Raw genomic sequence first — 1,770 nt, forward strand, 5'->3', positions numbered from 1 at the left:
GCTCCGTTTTAAGAGCCTAAGCGTGATTTTACCCTGCTACAATACTACTTTTAATTAGCTATGCCTCAAAAGCCAGGCTACTTTAAATTCCGCCGATGATTTCGCGCGCTTGCGCGATGCTTAGAGCATTGCGACTTAGTTCGCTAGGCTCGCCAAACCCCCAGCATACCTGCAAATACTCAAGTTTTGCGCCTCTTAGATCTGCCAAGTTTGCCTGAAAACATCGCGCTGCTGCAGCTTGTGCGCTTTCCGTCGCTTCTGCTTTTGCGGAAATTTTAGCGCCTTTAAAGCTTAGTGTTGCCGCCCCGTCAGCACCTGTGTCGTTAGGGCGAAATTTTTCATCCGCATTAAGATTCTCGCCGCAAGAGCTTAAGCTTCCGCTGCTAGCGCTGAAATTCTTTCTATTAGTGCCACGGCTAGCATTTAAGCTCTCGCCGTCATTGCCGCCTTGAAATTCTAAATTTTGTAAAAATTCCGTGCCACGGAGTGCGGCTAGCTCATCCTTTTTACTATCGCCCAAAAAAATCGCGTTTTTGTGCGGCGAGCGTGCGATTACGTGTAGCAGCATCGCAGGGTTGGGCTTTGATGGCATCTGCTCGTCCGCGCCTACGACCAGATCAAATAGCCTGCGCACACCCGTTTTTTCTAAGATCGCGCTTAGGGTGTAGGAAGGCGCATTGGAGGCGACTGCGAGAAAAAATCCTGCTTTTTTGCACGAGTGCAAAAGATCCTCGATACCCTCGTAAAGCACGGCGAAATCGCGGTAATTGCTTACAAATTCTTTCTCGAAAAAAGCAAGCTCTTCGGCGCTCGCTTCGGTTTTGCCGTAAAATTCCAAAAAGGCGTTTTTGCTTGGATCGTTGATGGTGTGGACGATGAAATTCTTTTGCAGTGGCGCTAGGCCGTAGAGCTCGCGGCGAGTGTTGTTGACGCTGATTTCGATCGCGCGCGAGGAGTCAAGCAGCGTGCCATCCATATCAAAAATCACTGTTTTCATCTAGTAATCCTTTAAAAAATCTATTTTGTGCTTGTCTTTTTTGTAACTTTTATTGTTTTTGAGCTTTTGCAAGGCGTTTGCTTCATGCTGTAGCGCCGATCTAAACGCGGCATCGCTGATCTGTCCTGCCTCGCTAGCATCAAGGACGTTTTTGGCAAAGCTTTCAAGCGCCTTGGTGTATGGGCTATCGAGATTTGTAGCGGCCGCTTTAGATAAAATTTCGTAGTTTTTAGCTATTCGTTTCGCAAAAAGCTCTGCGTCGAAATCCTCGCGCTTTAGCAGTGCTACGGCGGATTTTACGAAGCGTTCTAATGCGCGGATATATTTAACGCGCTCATCTTTTTCTTTGATTTGCATGATTTTTCCTTAATTAAAGCGCGCATTATAGCAAAATTCGAAATTTTGGCAAAATTACGCATATTATAAAACTATATTTTAATAATATTTTTTCTATAAATCCCGTTATTATAGGCATTTTAAAATCATATAAAAATACTTGACTTTATTTTAAAATTTCGCTATTATTCGCCAAATTTTTTACAAAGGACAAAAATGCAAAAAGAAACCCTCGCAACTCATTTTGGTTACGACTCCGTCGCAGGCTACGGCACGATGGCAGTTCCTATTTATCAAAGCACCGCGTTTAACTTTGGCACGAGCAAAAAGGCCGCCGATCGCTTCGCGCTGCGTGATCTAGGGCCGATTTATGGGCGTTTGACAAATCCTACTACTGATGTTTTTGAGGCGCGACTTGCGGCGCTGGAAAACGGCAA

3 protein-coding genes are annotated in these 1,770 nt (G+C 45.1%); 1 reads left to right on the forward strand and 2 read right to left on the reverse strand.

The features are described 5' to 3' along the window. Positions 1-82: 82 nt before the first annotated feature. Both Q0614_RS10375 and Q0614_RS10380 read right to left on the reverse strand, forming a co-directional pair. Entirely contained in the window at positions 83-997 is a 915-nt protein-coding gene (locus tag Q0614_RS10375; RefSeq protein ID WP_298788549.1) for an HAD family hydrolase, read from the reverse strand. Then, entirely contained in the window at positions 998-1,357 is a 360-nt protein-coding gene (locus tag Q0614_RS10380) for a hypothetical protein (protein ID WP_177387463.1), read from the reverse strand. 192 nt (positions 1,358-1,549) lie between these two features. Between Q0614_RS10380 and Q0614_RS10385 the strand changes: the two genes are divergently transcribed. After that, a partial coding sequence (locus Q0614_RS10385; RefSeq protein ID WP_298788551.1) for a PLP-dependent transferase occupies positions 1,550-1,770 on the forward strand: 221 nt, incomplete at its 3' end.

Origin of the sequence: uncultured Campylobacter sp. (genome assembly GCF_937997595.1) — a bacterium.
In the GTDB taxonomy this organism is placed as follows: domain Bacteria; phylum Campylobacterota; class Campylobacteria; order Campylobacterales; family Campylobacteraceae; genus Campylobacter_B.